The sequence below is a fragment of the Cytobacillus firmus NBRC 15306 genome (assembly GCF_001591465.1).
GTDB classification, from domain to species: domain Bacteria; phylum Bacillota; class Bacilli; order Bacillales; family Cytobacillaceae; genus Cytobacillus; species Cytobacillus firmus.
The window spans coordinates 1-19,655 of sequence record NZ_BCUY01000046.1; the positions used below are offsets into that span (position 1 = coordinate 1).

The 19,655-nt window shown below is 43.1% G+C and carries 18 protein-coding genes, 1 other RNA gene and 1 pseudogene; 14 read left to right on the top strand and 6 right to left on the bottom strand.

The genetic code is table 11. The annotated features are described in order from the left end of the window. Nucleotides 1-81 precede the first annotated feature (81 nt). Nucleotides 82-537, top strand: a complete 456-nt coding sequence (locus tag BFI01S_RS13435) for a S1 domain-containing RNA-binding protein (RefSeq protein ID WP_061793083.1) — start codon at nucleotides 82-84, stop codon at nucleotides 535-537. 289 nt (nucleotides 538-826) lie between these two features. On the opposite strand, the gene BFI01S_RS13440 is transcribed toward BFI01S_RS13435, so the two are convergent. Continuing rightward, nucleotides 827-2,500, bottom strand: a complete 1,674-nt coding sequence (locus tag BFI01S_RS13440) for a ribonuclease J (protein WP_061793084.1) — start codon at nucleotides 2,498-2,500, stop codon at nucleotides 827-829. Nucleotides 2,501-2,973: 473 nt separating this feature from the next. Between BFI01S_RS13440 and proB the strand changes: the two genes are divergently transcribed. The 4 genes from proB to BFI01S_RS24605 all read left to right on the top strand — a co-directional run bounded on the left by proB (nucleotide 2,974) and on the right by BFI01S_RS24605 (nucleotide 7,431). Beyond that, entirely contained in the window at nucleotides 2,974-4,104 is a 1,131-nt protein-coding gene (gene proB, locus BFI01S_RS13445) for a glutamate 5-kinase (protein ID WP_061793107.1), read from the top strand. Continuing rightward, a complete protein-coding gene (locus BFI01S_RS13450; protein WP_061793085.1) occupies nucleotides 4,095-5,327 on the top strand; it encodes a glutamate-5-semialdehyde dehydrogenase in 1,233 nt (410 codons plus the stop codon). Before proB ends, BFI01S_RS13450 begins: the two co-directional genes overlap by 10 nt. 764 nt (nucleotides 5,328-6,091) lie before the next feature. Next, complete coding sequence (locus BFI01S_RS13455; protein WP_235831183.1) at nucleotides 6,092-7,063, top strand: TDT family transporter; 972 nt, start codon at nucleotides 6,092-6,094, stop codon at nucleotides 7,061-7,063. 275 nt (nucleotides 7,064-7,338) lie between these two features. Next, a complete protein-coding gene (locus tag BFI01S_RS24605) occupies nucleotides 7,339-7,431 on the top strand; it encodes a putative holin-like toxin (protein ID WP_226618119.1) in 93 nt (30 codons plus the stop codon). A gap of 133 nt (nucleotides 7,432-7,564) precedes the next feature. Here the strand turns inward: BFI01S_RS24605 and BFI01S_RS22545 are convergent, their stop codons facing one another. After that, nucleotides 7,565-7,738, bottom strand: coding sequence for an aspartyl-phosphate phosphatase Spo0E family protein (locus tag BFI01S_RS22545; RefSeq protein ID WP_082804525.1), 174 nt, complete (start codon nucleotides 7,736-7,738; stop codon nucleotides 7,565-7,567). A 258-nt stretch (nucleotides 7,739-7,996) separates the two neighbouring features. Here BFI01S_RS22545 and BFI01S_RS13460 point away from each other — a divergent pair, with 258 nt between their 5' ends. The 3 genes from BFI01S_RS13460 (at nucleotide 7,997) to BFI01S_RS13470 (ending at nucleotide 13,090) form a co-directional block, all read left to right on the top strand. After that, nucleotides 7,997-8,848 carry a glycerophosphodiester phosphodiesterase gene (locus tag BFI01S_RS13460; RefSeq protein ID WP_061793087.1) on the top strand — a complete coding sequence of 284 codons (852 nt, stop codon included), beginning with the start codon at nucleotides 7,997-7,999 and terminating at the stop codon, nucleotides 8,846-8,848. A gap of 366 nt (nucleotides 8,849-9,214) precedes the next feature. Continuing rightward, nucleotides 9,215-10,477, top strand: coding sequence for an L-lactate MFS transporter (locus tag BFI01S_RS13465; protein WP_082804526.1), 1,263 nt, complete (start codon nucleotides 9,215-9,217; stop codon nucleotides 10,475-10,477). A 249-nt stretch (nucleotides 10,478-10,726) separates the two neighbouring features. Further along, the gene (locus tag BFI01S_RS13470) at nucleotides 10,727-13,090 is read left to right on the top strand and encodes an FdhF/YdeP family oxidoreductase (RefSeq protein WP_061793089.1); all 2,364 of its coding nucleotides are present in this window, start codon (nucleotides 10,727-10,729) and stop codon (nucleotides 13,088-13,090) included. 120 nt (nucleotides 13,091-13,210) lie between these two features. Here the strand turns inward: BFI01S_RS13470 and BFI01S_RS13475 are convergent, their stop codons facing one another. Both BFI01S_RS13475 and BFI01S_RS13480 read right to left on the bottom strand, forming a co-directional pair. Continuing rightward, nucleotides 13,211-13,432, bottom strand: coding sequence for a hypothetical protein (locus BFI01S_RS13475; protein WP_235831184.1), 222 nt, complete (start codon nucleotides 13,430-13,432; stop codon nucleotides 13,211-13,213). A gap of 321 nt (nucleotides 13,433-13,753) precedes the next feature. Beyond that, nucleotides 13,754-14,278: a hypothetical protein gene (locus tag BFI01S_RS13480; RefSeq protein WP_061793091.1), complete on the bottom strand. Its 525-nt coding sequence runs from the start codon at nucleotides 14,276-14,278 to the stop codon at nucleotides 13,754-13,756. Nucleotides 14,279-14,473: 195 nt separating this feature from the next. Between BFI01S_RS13480 and BFI01S_RS13485 the strand changes: the two genes are divergently transcribed. The 3 genes from BFI01S_RS13485 to ssrS all read left to right on the top strand — a co-directional run bounded on the left by BFI01S_RS13485 (nucleotide 14,474) and on the right by ssrS (nucleotide 15,397). Then, entirely contained in the window at nucleotides 14,474-14,746 is a 273-nt protein-coding gene (locus tag BFI01S_RS13485) for a hypothetical protein (protein WP_061793092.1), read from the top strand. A 91-nt stretch (nucleotides 14,747-14,837) separates the two neighbouring features. Continuing rightward, on the top strand, nucleotides 14,838-15,140 hold the full coding sequence (locus BFI01S_RS13490) for a spore coat protein (RefSeq protein ID WP_061793093.1): 303 nt from the start codon (nucleotides 14,838-14,840) through the stop codon (nucleotides 15,138-15,140). Between the two features lie 60 nt (nucleotides 15,141-15,200). Next, nucleotides 15,201-15,397: non-coding RNA, 6S RNA (ssrS, locus tag BFI01S_RS13495), on the top strand. Nucleotides 15,398-15,569: 172 nt separating this feature from the next. Here the strand turns inward: ssrS and BFI01S_RS13500 are convergent. Next, nucleotides 15,570-15,845 (bottom strand): YqhV family protein, encoded by a 276-nt coding sequence (locus BFI01S_RS13500; RefSeq protein WP_061793094.1) that lies wholly within the window; start codon nucleotides 15,843-15,845, stop codon nucleotides 15,570-15,572. An 834-nt stretch (nucleotides 15,846-16,679) separates the two neighbouring features. On the opposite strand from BFI01S_RS13500, the pseudogene BFI01S_RS24610 reads away from it, so the two are divergent. Beyond that, a pseudogene (locus BFI01S_RS24610) lies at nucleotides 16,680-16,748 on the top strand (hypothetical protein); the annotation flags it as partial. Nucleotides 16,749-17,116: 368 nt separating this feature from the next. Here the strand turns inward: BFI01S_RS24610 and nagE are convergent. Next, the gene (nagE, locus tag BFI01S_RS13505; protein ID WP_061793095.1) at nucleotides 17,117-18,493 is read right to left on the bottom strand and encodes an N-acetylglucosamine-specific PTS transporter subunit IIBC; all 1,377 of its coding nucleotides are present in this window, start codon (nucleotides 18,491-18,493) and stop codon (nucleotides 17,117-17,119) included. Nucleotides 18,494-18,766: 273 nt separating this feature from the next. On the opposite strand from nagE, the gene nagB reads away from it, so the two are divergent. After that, nucleotides 18,767-19,504, top strand: coding sequence for a glucosamine-6-phosphate deaminase (gene nagB, locus BFI01S_RS13510; protein WP_061793096.1), 738 nt, complete (start codon nucleotides 18,767-18,769; stop codon nucleotides 19,502-19,504). 14 nt (nucleotides 19,505-19,518) lie between these two features. Then, complete coding sequence (locus tag BFI01S_RS24375) at nucleotides 19,519-19,647, top strand: hypothetical protein (protein ID WP_268875331.1); 129 nt, start codon at nucleotides 19,519-19,521, stop codon at nucleotides 19,645-19,647. Nucleotides 19,648-19,655: the final 8 nt, after the last annotated feature.

Genomic DNA, 19,655 nt, shown 5'->3' on the forward strand with positions numbered 1-19,655 from the left:
CGGGGGATATCGCGGCATTGAAATTATCTTAAAAAAAAGTTATAATAAGACGTTGTTAACACTACCGAGGGGGAAGTTTTTTTGTCAATCGAAATTGGAAGCAAGGTACAAGGAAAAGTAACAGGTATTACAAATTTCGGAGCTTTTGTCGAGCTGCCAGGCGGCACGACTGGTCTTGTTCACATTAGTGAGGTAGCTGACAGCTATGTTAAAGATGTGAATGATCATTTAAAAGTTGGCGATGAAGTAACTGTTAAAGTGCTTAGTGAGAAGGAAGGCAAAATTGCCTTGTCCATCAAAAAAGCAGTGGACAGACCGGAAGGCCAATCTTCTTATTCTCCGCGCCCACCGCGCCAGGGAAGAGATGATCGCCGCGGCGGTGGTTCCAGAGATTTCCGTTCAAAAGGAAACTTTAAGCCAAAGGAAAGCTTTGAAGACAAAATGGCAAAATTCTTAAAATCGAGTGAAGAAAATATTTCTTCACTGAAGCGGAATACTGAAGGAAAGCGGGGCGGCCGAGGCGGACGCCGCGGATAATCAGCCCTTTAGATAATGGGAAACTCCAATCAGGAGGGAAGTTTCCTGACTGATTGTTCGTTATCCTGTGATAAAGGCAAGCCGTTTAAGGCTTGCCTCTTTTCGTTTTTTAAGGAAATTATAAAATCGCGATAAGTTTATAACTTTGTGGATGAATTTATCTACGTCTAGCTTCAGCGCCTACCCCCTCGAGGTCACAATCCAATCCTCCCAAAAGGCAAAGAACGCCTTTCTGGGAGGCTCGTCTTGTGCTTGTCGGGGGTGACCAAGGCGCTTACGCTTTTGTTCTTTAAATTTCAATAATGATCGGCAGGATCATTGGTTTGCGCTTTGTTTTTTCAAATAAAAACTGCCCAAGTGATTTCTTGATGCTCTGCTTGATGACATTCCACTGGCTTTTATCCTGTTCGGGAAGATCGCTGACGGTCTTTTCCGCAATCCGGTTTATGTCTCTCAGCAGGTCTTCAGATTCCCGTGCGTAAATAAAACCTCGGGATATGGTATCCGGCCTTGATATCATTTTGCGTTCACTCTTGCTCATGGTCAGCACGATTACCAGCATGCCATCCTCGGAAAGCTGCTTCCTGTCGCGGAGCACAATGCTGCCAATATCACCGACACCCACTCCATCCACATACGTATCTCCGGCAGGCACCCGTCTTGTCTGGCGTGCTTCTCCGTTTTCAATATCAACGACATCCCCATTTTTAATGATAAAAGTGTTCCCTTTTTCAACACCAATCGATTCAGCAAGCAATTTATGATGATGAAGCATTCTGTATTCACCGTGAATGGGAATAAAATATTTCGGCTTCATCAATGTGAGCATAAGCTTTAAATCCTCCTGGTAGCCGTGACCGGACACATGCATTCCTGTTGAGCTGCCTGAACCGTAAATCACTCTGGCTCCCAGTTTAAACAGGTTGTCAATAATTTTTGAAACATCGCGTTCGTTCCCTGGGATTGGGGAGGCAGCCAGAATCACGGTATCTTCAGGATGAATTTCAGCGTCACGGTAATTTCCGGAAGAAAGGCGTGAGAGGGCAGCCATCGGCTCACCCTGGCTGCCGGTACAAAGTATGCACACCTTTTCAGGAGCCAGATTCATTGCCTCTTTTGGGTTGATAATCATTCCGTCTGGAACGGCCAGATACCCTCGTTCAATGGCCACATCCACCACATTCACCATGCTTCGGCCAAGCAGGACAAGCTTCCGGTTTGCTTTAATGGCTGCAGCCACCACCTGCTGGACACGGCTCACATTGGAAGCGAATGTGGAGATGATGATTTTGCGGGGTGCTTTCATAAATGCTTCCTCAATGTTTTCCCCGACAATATGCTCAGTTGGAGAAAAGCCGGACCGCTCAGCATTAGTGCTTTCTGAAAGAAGAGCGAGAACTCCTTCCCTCCCGATCTCAGCCATCCTGTGGATATCAGCATGCTCCTGATTTACAGGAGTCAAATCAAATTTAAAATCACCGGTATGGACGACATTTCCCTCGGGTGTTTTAAACACAATACCCAGACAGTCCGGGATGCTGTGATTCACTTTGAAAAAGCTGACGCCTATCTCACCAAAATCAAGGCGGGTATCAGAATCAATGGTGATCAGCTCGGAGTCACCAAGCAGGCGATGCTCCGTTAGTTTTAATTCAATGAGCCCCAGTGTAAATCTTGTTGCATATACAGGCATATTAATTTTTTTCAGGAGATAGGCAACTCCTCCGATATGATCCTCGTGTCCGTGAGTGACAATCAGACCTCGTATTTTCTCCCTGTTTTCCTCCAGGTAAGTGATATCCGGGATGATCAAATCAATCCCCAGCAATGTCTCATCAGGAAATTTCCCCCCGGCGTCTATCACGATAATATCGTCATCATATTGAATCACATACATGTTTTTCCCAATTTCATTTATGCCGCCAAGAGAAAAGATGGATAACTGCTTCCCGTTTGACTCCATATGTGAATCCTCCCGTTAGTCTTTTTTCTTAGCATTCCCGAATGGGCGTGCATTATCATGGGATTGCACCTTACCGTGAAAAATAGTTTAGAAATTTAACCCTTTAAATCAGCAAATTAAGCATTGACATAAAATACAGAAGCATGCATAATAATTCTAATCTTATGAAAATATCAACAGCATTGACAGGGAATCAGTAAATAGAACTCAGGCAAGAAGAGAGCGGGATTCACCGGCTGAAAGATCCTGCAGCCTGCAAAGCTATTGAACCTAGCCCTTGAGCTGCCAGGCAAACCTGGCCGAATTTCCAGCGTTAAAGGATTTTTAAAGCGGGCACTTGCAGTGTGAAGTGCCAATGAAGGTGGTACCGCGAAAGACAAAGCTCTTCCGTCCTTTTTTAGGGATGGGAGGGCTTTTTTTTACATTCCGCTTCATGAAAGCGGGGAGAACACACTGTTAGGATGGTGTCTGATGTGAAGAAGGAACGGATTGTCGTGAAAATTGGAAGCAGTTCGCTGACTAATAACAATGGCGGATTGTGCATGGAAAAGCTGGAGGAACACGCAGCTGCCCTTTCCCGGGTGAAAGAGAAGGGGCATGAAGTTATTTTAATTTCATCCGGAGCCGTTGCTGCGGGATTTGCGGATCTTGGCTATCCTTCGCGCCCGGTGACAATTGCCGGAAAACAGGCCGCCGCCGCAGTGGGCCAGGGGTTATTAATGCAGGGATATACAGAAGAATTCAAAAAGCATGGCATCGTTGCGGCGCAATTGCTGCTGACAAGGCAAAACTTCCTGCATAAGGAGCAATACCAAAATGCACATGCCACATTGTCCGAACTATTGAAGCGGAATGTTCTTCCGATCATTAACGAAAATGATTCTGTATCGATTGAGGAGCTGGCCTTTGGTGATAACGATATGCTGTCAGCACTTGTCTGCGGGCTGGTACAGGCACACCGCCTGATCATCCTGACAGATGTGAATGGGATTTATGATGCCAATCCTCACAAAAACCATGATGCAAAAAAGTTCAATTTTATAACAGAAATAACCGAAGACTTGATGAATGCTGCCGCAGGGTCAGGCTCAAAGGTGGGAACCGGCGGAATGGTGACAAAGCTTGCGGCGGCAAGGACAGCATTGGCACTGGGTGTGCAGGTTTTCATAGGCGTGGGGCATGGCGCGGAAAAGCTGATTGAGATCCTTGAAGGCAAAGGGGATGGGACTTATATCGGCACCACGTCGCAGCCGAGTGTCAAAACCTCCAAGCAGTGGCTTGCGCTGCATTCTGTTCCGAATGGGAAAATTAAAGTGGATCAAGGAGCTGCAAATGCCATATTAACTCAGGGAAAAAGCCTTCTGCCTGCAGGTGTGACCAGCATAACAGGCCATTTTCATATTCAGGATGTCGTAGAAGTGATAGGTCCAAAAGGGGATTTGATCGGCAAGGGGCAGGTTAATTTCTCATCCGATGAGCTGCGGGCTATTAAAGGGCTATCCAGTGCGGAAGCCATGCAGATGGCCGGGAGCGACCGCCGGGTTGTCATTCACCGGGATCACTGGGTAAGCCAAAAAAGAAAGGAGAAAAGTTCATGGAATTAACTCGTAAAGGCCAAAAAGCGAAAGAAGCAGCAGCAGAGCTGGCAAAAAAGACGACACAGCAAAAAAATCGTGCGCTTGAACTCATCTCAGGTCAGCTGATGCAGGAGAAGAATTTTATTTTAACAGAAAATGAAAAGGACCTGGATGCAGGAAGGGAAAATGGAATGAGCGATGCTTTATTGGACCGTCTGCGGTTAAATGAAACCCGCCTTGAGGATATGGCGGACGCACTCATCCAGCTTGCCCGGCTGGAAGATCCAGTTGGGGAGATTATTTCCGAGTGGGAACGACCAAACGGGCTTGAGATAACACATGTTCGGGTTCCGCTTGGTGTTGTCGGCATGATCTATGAAGCGCGTCCAAATGTAACGGTCGATGCTTCAAGCTTATGCTTGAAGACAGGCAATGCTGTTATGCTGCGCGGAAGTTCAACTGCTATTCATTCCAATAAAGCGATTGTGAAGGTCATTCATCATGCTTTAGAAATGAGCGACTTGCCGCCTGATGCAGTTCAGCTTATCGAGGATACGAGCCGCGAAACTGCTTCAGCTATGTTTAAACTGAACGATTACCTGGATGTCCTGATTCCGCGGGGAGGAGCAAAGCTGATTCAGACAGTTGTTGAACAGTCTACAGTCCCGGTACTTGAAACAGGTGCCGGCAATTGCCATATCTACATTGATGAAAGTGCTGATAAGGAAATGGCGGTTAGCATAGCGGTTAATGCCAAAACACAGCGTCCGTCCGTTTGCAATGCCTGCGAAACGATCCTTGTTCATAGAGAATGGGAGTGGCTGCACGATCTTATGAATGCACTAAAGGAAAAAGGGGTTGTGATGCATGGCGGTGAAGGTGTCAACGGGGAAGGTATCATCCCGGCCGCGGAAGAGGATTGGGCCGCTGAATATTTAGGGTTGGAAGTCGCATTGAAAGTGACGGAAAGCGTGGAAGAGGCCATTACTCATATCAACCGCTTTGGCACAAAACATTCTGAAGCGATTATATCTTCAAACACAGACAATGTGGAAAAATTCCTGAATGAAGTCGATGCAGCAGCAGTTTACCATAATGCATCCACCCGTTTCACAGATGGCTTCGAGTTTGGCTTCGGCGCTGAAATCGGCATAAGCACCCAAAAGCTCCATGCCCGGGGTCCAATGGGGCTGCCGGCTCTGACATCGACGAAATATATTGTGAAAGGGAATGGGCAGGTGAAGAAGTAGCGGGATTTACGGGCATTATCGCAGTCTAACGGCAGTAAGACTCCCACTTCATGACTCAGAGGAATCAAAGGAGGATAAAAGGGGGTGTCAAACTGCCCAATCTAGTTGCGGCTCCTAGGGGCTCGAGGTCATAAACCAATCTGCTGATGGGAAGAAAAGCACTTCCCGCCATCTGCTCGTCTTATGCTTATCACCCCTGGGCAAGTCGCCCCGCTTTATAATGTAAATGCCCGAAAAGAAGAACAAAGACTAAGAACGCCACATCCTGATAAAGTAAATATTGATGAACATTAGACACATAAAGCGACATATTTAGAGTTAAGATCATAGATGAGATATCGTTAAATAAATTGAATTGGACAGCCCAAAAACCATGAAGACTATAGAGATAATCTGCGCTAGGCTTCTCCAATCCTTATTAGTAACCTTTATTGAAGAACTAAACATAAAGAACAAAATGTCCTTTCTGTTTTTTTGTTATTTTACTTGCTGATTAGCAGGCTATTTACTATATGATTTAGCTTGCTTTTTTCTTTGTTATTTGCAATTTTCTCCACGTTATCTGAACTACTTAATGTAAAATGCGCTGTCTTTTTTCCGCAGCAAAAGTGTCACTTGCATAGAATGTTATAATTATAGTAAATAAATTAAATACGGTGATTATAGTGTTATATTTCCTTTTGCTCGGCTTTCTTTTTATCGGGGCTGTTTTATTTATCTTAATTAAAAAAATTAATATCAATACGGCTGCCATGGCGGCTGTGATGGCATTTGGTATTGTGACACAGGGCGTTTTGCTCAATTTTTTCGGGATGCCTTTCTTTTTGGGAAGCTTCGGCAAGATTCTCAGCATAGCAGATTTAGCGTTATGGCTGGCATTCCTTGTATCCATTGGAATGACCATTCTTAAAGGAGAGTTCAAGAGGCTGCATTACGCTAATCCCATTAATCGTTTTGGCATCGGAACCTGGGTGGCCGGCACTTCGATTTGCGGCATTATGTTCTTCAGACAGTTTGGAGCAGGTGCGGAAGCCCAGGCGCTGGCAATCCTGAATGCGGGCTTATGGGTAATTTATATTTGGATTAGCTTAATAGGCTTCAAGGAGCTGGGAGCTGCACCTTTTGGACGGCAGGCACATGGTGTTCTGCTGCTGACTACGGTCAGCACACAGTCACTTGTGCTCCTTTTTAATACAGTCTTTAATGAGGTGCCTGGCTTTCTGAATACCGCTCTTATTATTACTGGGTTTCTCCTTTATTTTATCAGTTCCTGGTTTATTCTGAAGCGTTATGCTATACGCGGCTGGAATTTAGCGAAGGACTGGAATAATACCAATTGCATTTTTCACGGCGCGTTATCGATCAGCGGGCTTGCCATTTTCAAATCCGGTATCGCTTCAGGTTCGATTGTTTTGTGGTTTTGGCTGGCTGTTTTCCTGATCTTCATGATCGTAGAGTCTATTGAAATAATAAGACTTGCAGGGCGCATTCGAATGTATGGCTTAAAAGAAGGCATCTTCACCTACGATGTGACACAGTGGAGCCGGATCTTCACTTTTGCGATGTTCTTTACATTTACCTTTTTCATTGAAAGCCCTTTGCAGGCTGTTATCCTGAATACAGGCATCTGGATCATTTTATTGTTATTGGTCATTGAATTATATTTAAGTGCTGATGCATTAAGAAAGAAACACGTCCGGATTCCTGTCGCATTCCGAAAGGAAAGTTCGGCCTAAGTGCTGAACGCACATAAATAGGGCCATCCGCAAATAAATCTTTCTTATACGCAAATAAATAGGGCTATACGAAAGTAAATAGGTCTATACAAAAGTTAATTCAGGTTATGCGAAAATAAGTATAATCCGGGAAACGGAAAAGAGCCAGCCACATGCAATTCTGCAATGCGGCTGGCTCTTTTAGGCCTTTTGAACGGATTTTCAATTAGGCACTTTTCCTGAGTATAGGACAAGTTTGCTTCCGGGAAGGCTGAAGGTAAGGAGGCGATGTATAAATGGGTACCTTTGAAGTGTTGTCTTTGATGATCAGTTTCGGTATGTTTGTTATCGCCATGCTCCAGTTCACAGATAGAGACAGGAATTCATGAACACGCTCGCGAGCGTGTTTTATTTCGTCTTTATAAGCTCAAGCTGCTGCTCAGGCTGATCATTGCTGACGATGTACATATTGGCATCCAAATCTTCAAATTTATCCATATTCTGATGCAGTTGAGGGTTGTTCTAATGGATGAATTTGCTTCGCTGCACTTTATAAATGAGTTTATCGAGCTCCTCTGAGTACATGAGCGTTTCAGGGTGTGACAATCCTTTGTTTTTTCCAACAGAAATCATCTTTTTGCGCAGGACATCGATGTCATGGTGAAGTTTTTTTATAGCAGTCGAAGGTGCAGTCATTGATTCGGCTCCTATTCGGGATTAAATAATAAATAATATATTCTATTATCGACAAATTAAACGGCAAATAAACAGATTCGACAAAACTTATAAAAAGATTACAAGTTTCTACAATGGTAAATGAGTCCCGTTCAGAAAGGCTTGTATTAATATTTCTGTAATCTATTATTCTTCCAGATTTTACATAAAATTATAACAGGGTTAATATTTCGTCACTATTCTTAATGTGTAAACCATTATAGATAGGGGACGGAGACATTGAAGAAGAAAATGATTTCGGTTATTGGTGCGGCAGTTATTGGGCTAAATGCGTTTGGAGGAGGTGCGGCGCTGGCAAAAGACATGCATAAGGACATTGTAAATGTGTCACATCGCGGGGCTTCTGCTTATGCACCTGAGCATACAATCGCTGCATATGACATGGGCGAGAAAATGCATGGGGATTATATTGAAGTGGATTTGCAGATGACAAAGGATGGGCACCTTATTGCGATGCATGATGTGACGCTTGACCGGACGACAGATGGAACAGGATCTGTAAAGGATCATACTTTAAAAGAAATTAAGCAGCTTGATGCTGGCAGCTGGTTTAACGAAAAGTACCCTTATGCAGCAAAAGCGGAATACGAAGGATTAAAGGTGCCGACACTTGAAGAGGTTTTCAAGAAATTTGGAAAAAACAACAGCTACTACATTGAAACAAAATCACCGGATGTTTATCCTGGCATGGAAAAAGAACTGCTTCGTCTGGTTGAAAAGTATAATATTAAAAAAAATAAACTGCTGGTACAATCATTCAGCCCTCAAAGTCTTAAAGTGATGAATGAATTGGACCCCTCTATTAAACTCGTCCAATTAATCTCGTATAAAGCGAACGCAGAAATAACTGATGAAGAGATAATCGAAATAAAGCAGTACGCGATGGGCATTGGTCCTAATCATACGTATTTAAATGAGGATTATGTACAAAAGGTTGTGAACAGCGGACTTGAACTGCATCCGTATACTGTCAATGACAAGGAAAGAATGAAGCAGCTGATTAATTGGGGAGTAACCGGCATGTTCACAAACCATCCGGATTTGCTTCATGATGTGAAAAAAGGGCAATAATTAGAAGAACTCTGGGAATCTTTTCCGGAGTTCTTTTTGTATTTAAACCAACACCGCCATAGTGAAAAATTGCTAAAAAGGGCTTGAACATGTTATTTCAAAGTGATATGATTTTTAATAGTTCAAAAATCTGTCACATTTTGATTTGAGATAGCGAACCTGTCGTCGGTTAAAATGTCATCAGATTCTATGAAGATTAACAGTTGGTCCTTTAAGCAGCGAATCCTGCTTGATACTAACCGTCAATCCTGCTTCGGCATACCCGAGTTTGGGCATGCGGGAGAGATTGGCGGTTTTTTTATTTCAAGGAACAATCCTGTAACCGCTTTAAAAAGCAGTGTACGAGCATTATGAGGGGGAAAGATAGTGAAAAAGACAAAAAATCGGTGGCTGATTGCCGCCTCGGCCGTAGGGATTCATATCTCCATCGGTTCGGTTTACGCCTGGAGCAACTTTACCAATCCATTGATTGAGCAGTTTGGCTGGTCATCAAAGGAAGTACAGCTGACCTTCAGTTTGGCGATTCTATTTCTGGGATTGTCAGCAGCATTTCTTGGCCACTTTGTTGAGAAGCATGGCCCAAAAAAGGCTGGTCTTCTGGCAGCAGGATTCTTCGGGGCCGGCATGCTAGGAGCCGGATTAGCAGTAAATATGGGTTCATTGCCATTTTTGTACATAACCTATGGCGTTCTTGGGGGAATTGGATTAGGGGTAGGCTATATTGCACCGGTATCCACACTGGTAAAATGGTTCCCGGACCGCCGCGGATTTGCAACAGGCCTTGCCATCATGGGATTTGGCTTTGCTGCAGCGGTAGCAAGCCCGGTCATGGATGGACTGATTAAATCTGTCGGTACAGCTAACACGTTCTTTATTTTAGGTGCAGCATACTTGATCATTATGACATTATCATCTTTATATTTAGAAAAGCCGCCAGAAGGCTGGGCACCTGAAGGCATGAAGGAAAAAGCTGCAGCCGGAAAAATCAAAATTAAACAGGATTTGGCACAGTTAACGGCGAATGAAGCAGTAAAGACAACCCGATTCTATTATTTATGGTTCATGCTGTTCATTAATGTAACGTGCGGAATTGCGATTTTGTCAGCTGCAAAGCCGCTGGCACAGGAAAGCATAGGCATGACAACGGCAGAAGCAGCCACGCTTGTCGGAGTGCTTGGCATCTTTAATGGACTTGGCCGACTGGCGTGGGCATCCATTTCCGATTATATTGGCCGCCCTAACACGTATACGATTTTCTTCGTGTCACAGATCGCCCTATTCCTTTTGCTGCCGATCACAAAAGAAGCGATTCTTTTCCAGATTATGCTGGCCATTGTGTACACCATGTATGGCGGAGGATTCTCATCCATCCCGGCATTTATCGGCGACGTTTTTGGAACAAAGCAGCTTGGTGCCATTCACGGCTACATCCTTACAGCATGGGCAGCAGCTGGTCTTGCAGGCCCAATGTTTGCAGCATGGATGAAGGATTCAACAGGAAGCTATGCTTCAAGTCTGACTAGCTTTGCCGGTCTTTTTGTGGTGGCACTCATTGTGTCAATCTTAATCCGTTTTGATATGAAAAAATTGCGCAGGCAAAATGAAGCAAATGAGCGTATGGCAAGTTAAATTTTAATAAAACACAGCATGGAAAAGCATTGAGCCCCGCTTCCGCTTTTCTTATGGTATGGCACTTGGCAGCGACCCTGCTAAAGACTAACCGCCGCAGAAATCAGCATCTAGATGCAGAGGCTTTTTGCGGTGGTTTTTTTCGGGCAAATTTTTTCCATTTTGCCCATATACAATAATAAACGCTATTTGAACATTGGAAATTAAGAGATTCAAGATCTCTATTAAATAGAAGAAGGAGTGTTTCAGATGGGAAAAACAAAACATCCAGGACCTCAGAATAAAAAGGCCATGCCGGATCCAAAGCATTGGGTGAGTCCGATTCCGTTCGGGCTTGGCAAAATAAAGCCAAAACATATGAGGGATACAGCAAAAATCCTGTGGGAAAACAAAGATAATATTGGGTATGCCACAAATATTTTAACAAAAGGTGTCTGTGACGGCTGTGCGCTTGGCGTTTCCGGCCTTTATGACCAGACGCTTAAGGGTCCGCATGTTTGTACAACACGTTTAAATGTCCTTCGTTTAAACACAGCCGGTGCGATTAAACCGGACATTTTGCATGCTGATATTGATGAGCTGCGCAAATATGACAGCACGGAGCTTCGAAAGCTCGGCCGCATTCCATATCCGATGATCCGCAGAAAAGGCGAGCGCAAATTCTCCCGGATCACTTGGGATGATGCCATGAACATGATTGCTGAGAAAATGAAGGTGCTCGATCCGAAGCAGTATGCGTTCTACCTGACGAGCCGCGGAATTACGAATGAATCGTATTATGTGGCCGGCAAGGTTGCCCGCTTCCTGGGAACGAATCACATCGATAATGCGAGCCGCATTTGCCATTCGCCTTCTAAAACTGCGTTAAAGCGTTCCATTGGAGTAGGGGCTTCCACAGCCAACTACCTTGACTGGATCGGAACGGATGTCCTGTTATTCTGGGGAAGCGTGGCATCCAACAGCTCGCCAGTATCATCCAAATACATGCTTGAAGCGAAGAAGAACGGCACGAAAATTATCGTCGTCAATCCATATAAAGAGCCGGCTATGGACAAATACTGGATTCCGTCAAACCCGGAATCTGCTTTATTCGGCACCAAAATCGCAGATGATTTTTATCAGGTAAATATCGGCGGAGACATTGCCTTTATGCATGGCATCATGAAGCACTGGTTTGACATGGAGAAAGCGGAGCGGGGTTCTGCCATCAACCATAAATTTGTGAATGAGCATGTTAATGGCTACGAGGATTTGAAAAAGAAAGTGAAAGAGCAGTCATGGGAGGACATTATTAAATCTTCCGGTGTAACGAAAGAGCGGATTATTGAGCTTGCCGAACTGCTTGCAAAGAGTAAAAATGCTGTCTATGCCTGGGCTCTTGGTTTGACCATGCATTCCTTTGCGACAGACAATATCTCTCAGGTTGCGAACCTTGCGCTGCTTCGCGGCCATCTCGGCCGAAAGCATAATGGTTTGATGCCATTCCGCGGCCACTCATCAGTACAGGGAAGCGGTGAAATGGGTGCAGATCCATTCGTATTGCCTGGCGGAGACTTTTACGGCGACAACTTTACCCGCATTCAAAACCTTTGGGGCTTTGAGCTTCAAAAATGGCAGGGCGATATTGTCGGGGTGACACTTGAAAATATCCTGCTTCCTGAAGACCATGAACGGAAAATCAAGCTTTACTATCTATCAGGCGGTAACTTCCTTGAGACAATGCCGGATCCTGATTTTATCGAAAAAGCTCTTTCTGAACTGGATATCCGCGTTCACCAGGATATTATTTTAAATACATCTACCCTGGTTGATGCAAAAGAAGCGGTCATCGTGCTGCCTGCTAAAACAAGGTACGAGCAGGAGGGCGGCGGCACCTCCACTTCAACTGAAAGAATGGTGTACTTCAGTCCTGAAATTGAAGGAAATAAAAACAAAATTGAAGAGGCACGCGAAGAGTGGAAAATTTATATCGATCTGGCGAAACGCGTAAAGCCTGAAACTGCCCATCTTATTGATTTTAAAGATGCACAGGAAATCAGGGATGAAATTGCAGTGGCGAACCCGAATTATGATGGCATCCAGCACTTGAAAAAAGCTGGGGATGTCTTCCAATGGGGCGGAGCATGGCTATGCGAGGACGGCATCTGCCCGACTCCGGATGGAAAAGGCACACTTATTACCGTCGATATTCCCGACCTTGGCAAAAAAGAAGGCCAGTTCATCGTCACATCACGCCGCGGTAAGCAGTTCAATTCCATGGTCTACAAAGAAGTGGACCCGCTGAATGGTGCAGGGCGATACGATGTATTAATGAACGCAGAAGATGGAAAAGACTTAAGCATTGCAGAAGGTGAAGGCATCGTCTTGTACAACGGATTCGGAGTCTTCCAGGGAAGAGCCAAATTCGTCGACATCGCCCGCGGCAACGTCGAAATCCACTTCCCGGAAGGAAACTTCCTGCTGCCAAGAGGCCGCTACGAAAAATTCGCGGGTATCCCTGACTACAACATCACGGTTACCCTCGAAAAAGCGGACCGCTACAATGCCCGCAAAGACGTGGAATATAACGAAAAACACATCGCTGAAGATGAAATTGATGCACCAGCATTGTGAGATTCACTGAATAAGATAATGGGGAGGGAGGCGCCTGGAAGTTTACATCTTTCTATTACGTAATATGTAACATTTAATAGTTTACAAGAATACAAAAAAAAGACCGACAGCCAGTTAAGGCTATCGGTTGAATTGAATATTTTTATCCAGCATTTGCTGCATAAGGTCGAGCTCTTTTTCTTTGAGTCTGAGTTCTCTTTCTTTTAGTTGGAGCTCGTCGGCTTTCAGGCTATTGGCACGGTGCATCTCGATGCGCACCTCGTTAAGATTTTGGTTAAGTTCAGGTACGTCGCTTTCGAAGAATTTACGACCCATTACGGTTTGAAAGAATTCTGACATCATGATTCCTCCTTGAGCTTATTGTCATCGGTTTTACCGGGATGCACCTTGTGCAGCCTCATTTTCCGTGAACTCTTTGCCGCATGTCGTATGCAGCGCGTGCTTGAAGGCGTGTACACCCTATGCTATAATCGAGTCACAGTTGGCAGTAACGTAATACCATGTTCGCAGTTGGTACATCGTCGCATAGATCCTTGGTGTAGGTTCCCCGACGTGTTCCATGATGATGGAGTCCACTCTCTTATAAGAGTGGCTTTTTTTGTGCGCACGAAAAAAAGACCACTCTGATGAGTGGTCTTTAGATTAAAACGCGTTTTAACGCTTTTATTTGTCAAGAACGGTCACAACGGTGGTTCCTAGCAATGAATCATCTGCATACGTATTTAGCTTCCATTTCCCAGTTCGATTAGGGGTTATGTTTTTTTCAAACTTCACCACATTTTGTGAATCGGGTATAAAACTACTTTCTTCGCTGGATAATTCGGTTATCTCACTTTCGCCAAGAAGGATTTCTTCTCCTTTAGCTTTCTCGTTAATCCCTTTTATCGTTACCTGTTTTCCAATCATTTCGTCCTTTTTGCCAGGTTCAATCCACATATACCAAACATGGTGCCCCTCTTGATCTATCCTGAACGTATCTGGAATAACGCCATACTGTCCGACTTCACCATAGAAAGAGGTGGAGCCGTCGTTTGTTTGAATCGATTCTGGCGTTGTATCGGCCCAGGTTCTTAATTCTTCGGTCGTGTTGTGGCTGTCATTTTCTTCGGAAACGTCGTCCTCTTGTTGATTGGAGCAACCGGCCATAAAACACAGGAATAGAACGCTTAAAAACAATAGTTTTTTCATAGTATTCTCCTTAACTGTAAAATATTGAAAGTTCCTTAAAGTATAGCGAAAATAAATCTACCAGTAAATAGTAGTTCCAAAAACTGAGAAAATATTAAAATATTTGGAAAAAAATACAAAATATCTGGAGTTTTTTGGGATTGATGGTAATATTATGTTTGTGCGATCTATTAAATTTTAGAGGAGGAACATGAAATGAAGAAATTGGTAACAACTACTCTTGCGCTAGGACTGGCCTTTACGGCTTTAGGTTCGGCAAGCGCAGCAACACCCGCACCATTAGATGGCTCGGCTAACAGCAAAGAGGGCATTTCCATCATGAACGTCCAAAAACCTATGACGCAGTATAAATATTATTTAAAATCGGAATACAACTCAGGCGCTCTGCCTAAAAGCATTAGTTATAGCGATGGCTCTGGCTACTATGGCATATTAAAGCAGAAGAGTATTTCCACTTGGGGAACGTAAACCTGTGTCTCACTAAATCGGTGGCTATGGGCGGGCTTGTTCAGGATCAGACTTTAAAAACGATATTTTCTGAAAAGGAGGCACGGAATAAATGAATAATTTTTTGAAGAATTTAATGGGAATGGGAGGAATGTCTGATCAGGTAATTGCAACGGATTTTTTAATCTCCGCGAAAGCAGGCATCCGGAATATTGCATTTGCCCTTACAGAGAGTGGTTCACCAGAAGTAAGGGAACTTCTAAGGGAGCAGTTAAGAATTGCGGTAGAAACTCATGAAAAAATAATAAATTATATGATCAGCAGGGGAACCTATTATCCGCATAATTTGAAAAAACAGCTGGAAACGGATATGAAAATTACTGAAACCGCATTGAAGCTAAGTGAAAAGAGTTAATAGGTCTAGACAGGAAAAAACTTCTATTGAATCCTCGTGTTAATTATATTATTATAATAAAACAAGCTGCATTGTACGTAATCATACTAAAGTTTTAACCTTTAAGCTGAAATAGGGAGTTTAACATCGGAACAGGAATGACAAGCCTCTGTCTATAAGACAAGGAGGACAGGCAGGAATGTTTCTGCGAACACCCATTTTTGAGGAGTGGTGGTTTAAAACTTTCTTATCACAGTTACGGCAAAAGCGGCTACATACTTATGTTATCAAACCAGTTTCCAATCGGAGGCTGGTTTTTTTACATATTTCAATTATAATTACTCTGTAACTAAAGCATCAGGAGGAAAAATGAAAAAACTGCTTAAAATTATTTTATGGATCATCTTGCTATTAGGAATAGCTTTTTTGCTCTTTGAAGTAATTTAAGCTCTATCTCCCTTTTATCCCATAAAGAATGCAGCCAACCCCGCAAAGCACCCATAAGATCTTGCTTAGTGAAACTTTATCAGCCATTCCGGTCAATCCGATGACTGTTGTCAAGAGAAGCACAGGCGGTCCAATAAGGGCCAGTGAACTATTCACAATCAATGCTTTTTCGATATCATTCATTTTTAAGATTAATAGTGCAACAAAAATTTCAATGCTTCCGGAAATAAGGCGCAGAATGGCCATACCGAGAATCGCTTTATCAAGAAAAAGAAACATTATGTACCTCCTAAACCTTCTTGTCGTCATTATATGAGAGCTGACCGAAATGAAGGACAAGTTTTCGAAAGAAAATGGTTTATAAATATTACAAAAATTACAAGCAACAGTGTATTAATGTTGCTTGAATCTGGCAAAAACTTAGCATTTGAAAATCGAGTTGAGCAAATGCTTATTTCAGCGTGTCAAAAATCGAATCATACAACGGTTGAAATATTTGGATTTTTTATCAATCTATTTTTGTTCAACTTGCAAAAATCAAAGCCCAAATTATAATCCCCATCCACACATCTTTTCTTGACGTAAATAGCATTGTATCACCTTCATAATTTTCATACGAATTAACCTTGAATTGGTTTCAAAAAATTCAAGGTTAAGATATTTTATTTATTTGAAAACTATCACAATAATCTATCTAAAAACAACAATCTTTTAGAAAACAGCCTTTTTTAAAGTCCAAAGAATGCTGCGCTTACAAGTATTTTTCTTTGTTAAAAGACTTAAGTATTTCTTAGACTATCAAACTTTAAAATACCCCCTAGCAGGATTTCCGGATGGAAGAAAAATGAAAAATCAGCCATGCGCTTTTGTTTCAATAATCTTTTTTTAACGCAGCTGTAATCCTTTCCAATAAGGGTTTAAGTAAAATAAAAGTAAGGGGGAAGATTGCTATAGAGAAAGCTATTTTACATCATCATGCCTTATTGGAAATACTTGATGGATTGTTAAGAGAACCAAAATTATTCTGGGAAACTTTCTAAGAAGACCAGGACAAAGAGATTCCATTTTTTAAAGTGACAGGGCCTGATGAAAACCTGTCTGAGTACATTCAAAATGGCCTGCAGCCTGGGAAAGGTACTGGAAATTGGATGCGGCCCGGGAAGGAATTCCATTTTTTTGGCGGGGAATGGGGCACAAGTGGATGCCATCGATTTTTCCGAAAAGGCGATCGATATAAGGCCTGTCGTAAATAGAGTCCGAACTTGGTTCACCTTCGGACACAGAAAGGGGAAATCGCACTCTCAGAGTCCGAACTTGGTTCACCTTCGGACACAGAAAGGGGAAATCGTGTTCGCAGAGTCCAAACCCCGGTCATCTTCGGACACAGAAATGAGAAATCGCGTTCGCAGAGTCCAAACCCCGGTCATCTTCGGACACAGAATTGAGAAAACACACCCGCAGAGGCAGAACCCGCCACATCTTCAACCCGAAACAAGCCACTTACATAATAAAAAACCAGTGTCCGCCCCGGGACACTGGTTTTCAGTCAATTACTTCTTTATTTTCTTCATCTCATCTGCAACAAATTCAACATCTGTTCCAACAATGATCTGCAGATTCGTTTTGCTTAATTTCATGATTCCTTTAGCACCATGTGCCTTCAGTGCGCTTTCTTTCACTTTTTCCATATCCGCAATGTTTAAGCGCAGGCGTGTCGCACAGTTATCAATGGAAGTAATGTTGTCAGCACCGCCAATATCTTTAATAAAATGGCTGGCCATGACTTCATACTTGCTGCTGCCGGATGATACAGGTTCATCCTCATCTTCCACGATATCTTCGTCTTCTTCACGGCCAGGTGTTTTCAGGTCTAACGCTTTAATTAATGCATAGAAGATAACGAAGTACAGAATAGCGTAGATGACGCCAATTCCCAATAGCAGCAGCGGCTTTTCAGCGATATTAAAGTTCAGTGCAAAATCGAGTGCGCCAGCTGAGAATGTGAAGCCATCGCGGATGCCCAGTAAGGATGTTAACCACATGGAAACCCCGGTTAAGATGGCATGCACTCCATATAAAAGAGGTGCAATAAACATAAAGGAGAACTCGATCGGCTCTGTAATACCAGTCAGGAATGAAGTCAGCGCAAGACCGATGAACATTCCTGAGACCGCTTTTCTTTTTTCAGGCTTAGCAGTTGCAATAATCGCAAATGCTGCAGCCGGCAGACCGAACATCATAACAGGGAAGAATCCAGTCATGTAAGCTCCTGCTGACGGATCTCCGGCGAAGAAGCGGGCAATATCTCCATTAACTCCTTCAAATTCACCAAACTGGAACCAGAATAAGCTGTTCAATACATGATGCAGACCCAATGGAATTAACAGGCGGTTCATGAATCCGAATAATCCTGAACCTAAAGCGCCTAGACCAATAATCCAGTTGCCCAGTGCATCGATGGCGCCCTGGATTGGCGGCCAGGCAAACCCGGCGATGGCAGCCAGAATAATCATGGTAACAGATGTAATAATCGGCACGAAGCGGCGTCCGCTGAAGAATCCAAGCCAGTCCGGAAGCTTAATGTCATGGAAGCGGTTATATAATAATCCGGCAATAATACCGGCAATAATACCGCCAAGTACTCCCATATTAATATTTTCATCGATGGCAATTGCCCCTTCGGTTAATACAAGAAAACCGATGGCTCCTGAGAGGGCAGCTGCTCCATTATTGTCTTTCGCGAATCCCATCGCAACCCCAATGGCAAATATAAGTGCCAGGTTCGCGAAAATGGCGTTGCCGGCATTGGCGATGAACGGAATACCCAATAAATCATCCTGTCCAAAGCGGAGCAAAAGACCAGCGGCAGGAAGTACGGCAATCGGAAGCATTAATGCCTTACCAATTCTTTGCAGGAATCCTAACATATTGATCTCTCCTTAATAAAAATAATGAATAAGAAAGCGTTTTACTAAACTGTCGTAATCATACCAAAATATAAATATAGTTGTCTATACCATTTTTAAAAGAAAAAATTGATATACTTTTTAAAATTAGGTTTTATTAACGGTAAAATTGGTATAGACAACTATACTTTGTGGTGTTACGATATGAAGTATAAATGGGTTTATTTTTTCCAATATTTTGCCTTGATTAGTGCAAATATATACTTATTCAGCTTTTGCAGGGAGGAACTCATGATGGAGATCATTAAAGTAAACAACTATGAAGAAATGAGTAAAATCGCAGCAGATTACATCATCAGGAAGGTACGCCAATTTCCTGAAGCGACATTCGGATTGGCAACCGGGAGTACACCTGTGGGAACATATAAACGATTGATTGAAGATCACCGGGATAACGGAACATCATATAAAAAGGTGACAACCTTTAATTTGGATGAGTATATCGGCCTTTCAGGAGATAATCCGCAAAGCTACCGATATTTTATGGATTCCCAATTGTTTAACCATCTCGATATTCGTAAGGAAAATACGTTTGTCCCAAGCGGTACGGCCGAGGATTTGGAAGCAGAATGCCGAAATTATGAGAGTAAGCTTAAAAACTATGGCGGCATTGATCTGCAAATTTTAGGCATCGGCAATAATGGGCACATTGGCTTTAATGAGCCAGGCACGTCTTTTTCATCTAAAACCCATATTGTTGATCTAGCAGACTCTACTATTAAAGCCAATGCCAGATTTTTTAATACGATCGAAGAGGTGCCGACCCAAGCCATTACAATGGGAATCGCTACGATCATGCAAAGCAGGGAGATTCTCCTTCTGGCTTCAGGTGAAGCAAAAGCCGATGCCATTCAAAAGCTTCTTGGAAATGGTGTTAATGAACTTTTCCCGGCATCCATCTTAAAAAATCATCCAAACGTTAAAGTGATTGCCGACGAAGCGGCTCTAAGCGCATCAAAAGTCTCGGTATAAATGGGGTAGTAGCAATGCTTGCGAAATATCTGAATGAAGTAAAAGATTTATTGGCTCTTTTGCAAAAAGAAGAGAGTCAAAAAATCAAACGGCAAATAAGCTATATTTCAGTAAACAAAAAACCGCTCTGGCCAGAAACCTGAGCGGTTTT